This window comes from Peribacillus sp. P4_C12 (assembly GCF_056402095.1).
In genome coordinates, this window is sequence record NZ_JBFUIB010000199.1 from 1 (window position 1) to 6,447 (window position 6,447).

A 6,447-nucleotide genomic window follows, 5' to 3' on the forward strand; every position below is an offset into this window, starting at 1 on the left:
GAAGTGGATAAGGGTGATACATGCAAAGAAATGGTCAGGAATGGGCTAGGATATGGGATTCTTCCAAGCGTCTTACTGGAGAAAGACCAAAATCTATATCAGATTAATTTGAAGGATGAACAAGGAGATACACTTATTAGAGATACTTGGATGTTATATCATGAAAAGACGCTAGAATTAAAGCTGGTCAATGAGTTTGTCCAATTTGTTAAGAGTGTCGATTTTATGAGAGATATTTAGATAAAGCACAGAAACTTCTGTGCTTTTTTTTATCATTCCTTTTTTGAATGGCCAACGATAATTTATTCGTATTTTAATTATGGGTTCATCCACATTATGATGTATGAGAGAAGTGAATCTACAGGATATTTCCTTTTGAAATGGAGAGGTAGTAATATGAGTGTTTTGTTTCTAATTTTATTGAATGTCATTGTACCTGTCTTTTTTCTAATAGGAGCGGGGGCATTTCTTCATCGTAAATTCCATCTGGATATGAACACGTTGTCTAAATTGAACAATTTCCTGCTTATGCCGGCCATTAGCTTTGTTAATATTTATCAAAGCAAGATGGGAGGGGGGATGATTGTACAAATATTTGGCTTCCTTGCTCTGCAAGCTATAAGTCTCATCATAGTAAGTGCATTGATTGCTAAACTCGCTAAGTTTGATCAAAGTCTCTCTGCAACTTTTAAAAATAGTGTGGTCTTAAATAACTCAGCCAATTTTGGGATGCCAGTCAGCCAGTTGGTGTTTCATAATAATCCTCTTGGGCTATCAATTCAAGTCATCGTTATCATCTTTCAAAATTTACTAACCTATACATATGGATTGATGAATTCCGTTTCCGTTCATACAAAAAGTGCAAAGGGAGCGGTCAGTGAGTTCTTGAAGAACCCTGTTATCTACGCTCTTTTACTTGGTTTGGTTTTACAGGCGACTTCAATCAATATTCCTTTGTTTTTATGGACTCCAATTGATAATATCGCAAGTGCGTTCATAGCGATTGCCTTGATTACACTGGGTGCACAGAGTGCGTACTTAAAAATAACTCACTTCCCGCTTCCGCTAATTCTTAGCTTGATTGGCCGTTTAATACTCTCCCCATCTATTGCCTTCCTAATCATTCTCATGCTTGGGCTGGAAGGGACGGTTGCTCAAGGGTTATTTATAGCAAGCTCATTTCCAACATCAAGAAACAGTGCGTTATTTGCTTTGGAATATGGTAACCATCCGGAGTATGCGGCACAGGCCGTCTTGATGTCCACTTTATTCAGCAGTATAACGGTAACGTTGGTCGTATATCTATCAAAAATTCTATTCTAGTTGGACTGCTCTTAATGGGCGGTCTACAGTTTTTTTAAGTGTTTGTAAAATTCGAACCTTGATTGGAACGTAAGGCACTCGCTTTCCGCGGGCGGTCCGGGAGCCTCCTCGGCGCTCTTTGCGCCTGCGGGGTCTCCCTTCGACACGCTTTCCCCGCAGGAGTCTCGCACCTTCCATTCCAATCACTTTGTTTAATTTAGATAGACCCCCTTTAGTCTACAAACTGGGACTGCTCTGAAGGAGCAGTCTTTTCCCCTTTTCCTGCTATAAAACTTTATGAACAATATGGATATTATGGAATTTATGTTTTTTAGGTGAATAATTAAAGAAAAGGTATAAATTTTTGTAAAATTAAGAAAACGCTTTCAAAAGGGGGATTCATATGTTTTCTCGTAAAAAGATTTCTGCGGTTATATTGGCAAGTTCGTTAGCCCTAAGTTTAGGTGCATGCAGTAGTTCGGATACATCAGGCGAAAAGAAAGAAAGTACTGGATATCCGAAAAAAGCCATAACGATTGTTGCTCCGTCGGGTGCAGGTGGCGGATGGGATTTAACAGCTCGTTCATTTACAAAGGTCTTAAGTGAGACAAAACTGGTAAACCAGCCGTTAACCGTTGAAAACAAACCAGGTGGTGGTGGTGCTGTTTTTATGGCGGAATATGCAACACAGCAAGTTGATAATAACGACATGCTGTTTGTGAACTCGCCCCCTGTCATTATTAATAATCTTAAAAAAGAGGGCAACAGTCCTTATGGATATAAAAATACGACTCCATTGGCGCAGCTGACAAAAGATTATGGAGCTATCGTAGTCAAAGCGGATTCAGAATTTAAAGATTTAAAATCAGTGTTGGAAGTAGTAAAAAAAGATCCGCGCAAGCTAACTTTTGCAGGAGGATCAGCTCCAGGTTCCATGGATCACTTGATTTCTATTCTTCCAGCCTATGAATATGGATTAAATCCCACTGAACTTAAATATGTATCGTACGACGGTGGCGGGGAAGCGATAACGGCATTGCTTGGAGGCAATGCAGATGTAATTGGAACAGATGCCTCTAGTGTAAGAGAGTTTTTAAAAGCAGGGAAGATTAGAGTTCTGGCCGTAACATCGACTGAACGCCTTGGTGGAGATCTTAAAGATATACCAACGGCTAAGGAACAGGGAGTAGATGCTGAGTTTACTATTTGGAGGGGTGTTTTTGGTCCTCAGGAAATGTCTGATGAAGCTAAAACATTTTGGAACGAATCTATTGCAAAGTTAGTTGAAACTTCTGAATGGAAAAAGGAAGTCGAGGCACAAGGATGGGAGCAAGAATATAAAAACAGTGAAGAGTTTGGCAAGTTTTTAGAAGAACAAGAGAAACAAGTGCAGCAATTATTAGAAGCTTTAGGAATGGAAAAATAATGAGGGAAGAAGGAGGTACTTCTCCTTCTTCTTATTTTCTGAATTGGGGGGATAAGGGTGGACATGAAATTTGACCGCTTTGCAGCTGTAGCCTTTCTGGCTGTCGGTGTGTTGTTTATGATAGGGAGCAGGAATTTATCCAGTTCTTCTTATGGAAGTTCAGTGGGGCCAGATATTTTTCCATTTGTTTTGGGACTTGTTCTTGCTGCATTGAGTATTCGCCTATTTTATGAGGCATATCGAAGTAAGAGACAAGAATCGAGTAAGGAAAAGCTGGAGTATAAGCCTTTTATCATTATTTTACTCTCAACATTGATTTATATTTTGACATTAGAAACATTTGGGTATGTCATTACAACCTTTCTCTTTTTGTTTGTTTGCTTTCAAACTATGGAACGGAGCAAGTGGGTAACATCACTCATTATATCTGCAGGGTTTTCCGGAATCGTCTATTTTTTATTCGTAAATGTCTTAAAAGGAACACTGCCTGGTTGGCCAATCTGGTTTTCATAAAGGAAAGGAGGATGAGTAATGGGCACTTTTGATTATTTATTACAAGGGTTTGAAACAGCACTTACTTGGTATAATTTTCTTTTTGCATTTGTTGGAGTATTGATTGGAACGGCTGTTGGCGTTTTGCCAGGGATTGGACCGATGAGCGGTGTGGCCCTTTTAATTCCGGTAACGGCTTCAATTACGGGAGGACTTCCCCCGGAGCAAGCGGCAACAAGCGCCATTATTTTACTTGCAGGTGTCTATTATGGAGCGATGTATGGAGGCTCGACAACTTCCATACTATTAAATACACCTGGGGAATCTTCTTCTGTTGTTACAACATTGGATGGCTATCAAATGGCGAAGAAGGGCAGGGCTGGAAGTGCTTTGTCTATTTCTGCCATCGGTTCCTTTGTTGGAGGGATTGTCACCCTTATCGCTATGATTGCCTTAGCTCAACCATTATCGACGATTGCCATAAAATTTGGTCCAGCCGAGTATTTTTCACTTATGCTTCTAGGACTGGCAGCTGTTAGTGGTTTGGCGGGAAAGTCAGTAACGAAGGCGTTAATTATGACTGTTTGCGGCTTGCTGATTGGGACGATAGGCATCGATAATGTATCAGGGATTGCTCGTTTTACCTTCGACGTTCCCTGGCTATATCAAGGGGTTGAATTCCTGACAATCGCAGTTGGGTTATTCGCCCTTGGAGAAGTGTTCAAGACGATATTGGAAAAAGAAGAGGATGACGGGGAAATCGCTAAGATTAGTAATTTGCTTCCTTCCAAAGAAGAATTCAAAGAATCCGCGGGTCCCATTGCCAGGGGATCGCTCTTAGGTTTCTTTGTAGGAATCCTACCAGGTGCAGGGGCAACTCTTGCTTCTTTCTTCTCTTATCTTATGGAAAAACGGATTTCAAAAAAACCTGAGAAATTTGGTACTGGAGCAATTGCAGGAGTAGCAGGGCCTGAGACGGCTAATAACGCAGCTTCTGGTGGAGCGATGATTCCATTATTGACTCTGGGGATTCCAGGTTCCGGTACAACAGCTATCTTAATGGGGGCACTCATGATGTACAATGTTCAACCTGGACCATTATTATTCGAAGATCATCCTCAGGTAGCTTGGGGACTTATCGCCAGTATGTTCATTGGGAATCTGATGCTTCTCATCCTTAATCTTCCGCTCGTTAAGGTTTTTGCAAAAATCATTGAAACGCCTAAGAAGTACTTGATTCCGATCATTATCGCGATTTCCATTTTTGGTGTTTATGCGGTTCAAGTATCCACTTATGATTTACTGCTATTATTAGGGTGCGGGGTCTTGGGGTACTTCTTAAGTAAAAATGATTATCCAATCGCTCCATTGGTACTAGGGTTGGTATTAGGGCCGATGATAGAAAATAATATGCGCAGAGCCTTGACCATATCCGATGGTGATTACAGCTTGTTTTTCACTAGGCCACTTTCACTTACCTTTTTGATTGTAACGGCACTATGGTTGCTCATTCCGGTTTTACTTAAGAAGAGAGGAAAAGATGTCGTCATCAATATAGAAGGTTAATGAACATTTTCTGAATGTTGCGAAAAAACTCCTTTTTTAAAGGGGTTTTTTTTTATATGATGTAAGAAGGGGTGATTGAATGCGTTTACATACTAAGTTGATGCTGGGCATCTGCACGTTAATCATCTTAATCGGTGGAATCTTTGAAGTTTTTTTTATAAATATCTTAGAAATTAACCTGAAACAGGAAACAGGGGAAAAAGCATTATCGGTTGCCCAGACCATTTCACTGCTGCCTGAAATTAAACAAGCCTTTCAAACGGATAGTCCTTCCGTGATCATCCAGCCTATTGCGGAAAAAATTCGCAGACAGATCGATGCGGAATTCATTGTAATTGGAGATGAGAATGAAACACGCCTGTCTCACCCTAATCCCAAATTGATTGGGAAGAAAATGGTAGGGGGAGATAACGCCGAGGTTTGGAATGGGAAATCAATCATCACGGAATCAACCGGGACATTGGGCCCTTCCATAAGGGGAAAAGCTCCAATAGAGGATGAGGGAAAAGTCATTGGTGTAGTCTCAGTTGGTTACATGCAAAACGATATTGAAAATGAAGTGTCTAGAATACAAAGAAAGATAGTATGGACCATCTCTTTTATCTTAATAGGTGGTTTATTAATTGCCTTCTTTATTTCATTAAATATAAAAAAGGCCATATTAGGACTTGAGCCCAAGGAGATTGCCTGGATGTTTCAAGAGAAACATGCCATTTTGGAATCCATTCATGAAGGAATTATAGCCATTGATGTCTATGGGAAAATCACTGTTGTCAATGAAACGGCGCATAAATTCCTTCATATTCCTAAAGACGTTGTGCTACGCGGGAGAAAAATTGAAGAGGTCATTACAAATACACATCTGCTTGATGTAGTCAGTACAGCACAGGCCGAATATGATCAGGAATTTATGATAGACGGTGAAATTTTTTTGGCAAGTCGCATTCCAATATTAAATAAACACGGAGAAGTTATCGGTGCTGTTGCGAGTTTAAGAAATAAGTCCGAACTATCGAACCTTCTTCAAGAGCTTTCCCATGTGAAGGCCTATGCAGAGGGGCTAAGGGCTCAGACACATGAATATTCCAATCGGCTTTATACTCTTCTTGGTTTGATTCAACTGGGGTCCTATAAAGAAGCGATAGATTTCATATCGAAGGAAGTGGATGTCACACAAGGGTTCATTCACTTTTTAATGAAGGAAGTACCTGATCCGATTATTGCTGGGTTCATCTTAGGGAAAGTAAGTTTAGCAAGCGAGTTGAAAATTCATTTTACTATTGATAGAGAGAGCAGTTTTAAAGATATTCCGTCCGAAATAGACCGAGATGTGTTAGTGACGATTATCGGTAACCTTATCAATAATGCTTTTGAAGCGGTACGGGAAAACCAAAGGGAGGAAAAAAAGGTTTCGTTGTTCGTAACTGATTTGGGTAAAGAACTGATTATCGAAGTTGAAGATAACGGAAAAGGGATGAATTCAGATATTACCGAACAAATTTTCCAGAAAGGTTTTACCACGAAAAACCATCAAACTAATTCAGGGATTGGTCTGAGTCTTGTTCAGGAAGCAATAAATGGTTTAGGAGGATATATCACTTTTTCATCAAAGGAAGGGGAATATACGATCTTTACAGTAGCCATACCAAAAAACAGAGGGG

General features: G+C 40.1%; 7 protein-coding genes. 6 read left to right on the plus strand and 1 reads right to left on the minus strand.

Annotated elements, in window-relative coordinates:
* Together AC1DUW_RS18575 and AC1DUW_RS18580 are read left to right on the plus strand one after the other, a co-directional pair.
* A partial coding sequence (locus AC1DUW_RS18575) for a LysR substrate-binding domain-containing protein (protein WP_477643161.1) occupies positions 1 to 240 on the plus strand: 240 nt, incomplete at its 5' end.
* Positions 241 to 396: 156 nt separating this feature from the next.
* Positions 397 to 1,323 carry an AEC family transporter gene (locus AC1DUW_RS18580; RefSeq protein WP_477643162.1) on the plus strand — a complete coding sequence of 309 codons (927 nt, stop codon included), beginning with the start codon at positions 397 to 399 and terminating at the stop codon, positions 1,321 to 1,323.
* Here the strand turns inward: AC1DUW_RS18580 and AC1DUW_RS18585 are convergent.
* On the minus strand, positions 1,315 to 1,509 hold the full coding sequence (locus tag AC1DUW_RS18585) for a hypothetical protein (RefSeq protein ID WP_477643163.1): 195 nt from the start codon (positions 1,507 to 1,509) through the stop codon (positions 1,315 to 1,317). The genes AC1DUW_RS18580 and AC1DUW_RS18585 overlap by 9 nt on opposite strands.
* Before the next feature lie 196 nt (positions 1,510 to 1,705).
* On the opposite strand from AC1DUW_RS18585, the gene AC1DUW_RS18590 reads away from it, so the two are divergent.
* From AC1DUW_RS18590 to AC1DUW_RS18605, 4 genes are all read left to right on the plus strand, one after another.
* Positions 1,706 to 2,728: a Bug family tripartite tricarboxylate transporter substrate binding protein gene (locus AC1DUW_RS18590; protein ID WP_053348637.1), complete on the plus strand. Its 1,023-nt coding sequence runs from the start codon at positions 1,706 to 1,708 to the stop codon at positions 2,726 to 2,728.
* Positions 2,729 to 2,785: 57 nt separating this feature from the next.
* On the plus strand, positions 2,786 to 3,241 hold the full coding sequence (locus AC1DUW_RS18595) for a tripartite tricarboxylate transporter TctB family protein (protein ID WP_053348638.1): 456 nt from the start codon (positions 2,786 to 2,788) through the stop codon (positions 3,239 to 3,241).
* Positions 3,242 to 3,259: 18 nt separating this feature from the next.
* Positions 3,260 to 4,786: a tripartite tricarboxylate transporter permease gene (locus AC1DUW_RS18600; RefSeq protein ID WP_477643164.1), complete on the plus strand. Its 1,527-nt coding sequence runs from the start codon at positions 3,260 to 3,262 to the stop codon at positions 4,784 to 4,786.
* Between the two features lie 79 nt (positions 4,787 to 4,865).
* Positions 4,866 to 6,447 (plus strand): ATP-binding protein (locus AC1DUW_RS18605; protein ID WP_477643165.1); only part of this gene is annotated, 1,582 nt, incomplete at its 3' end.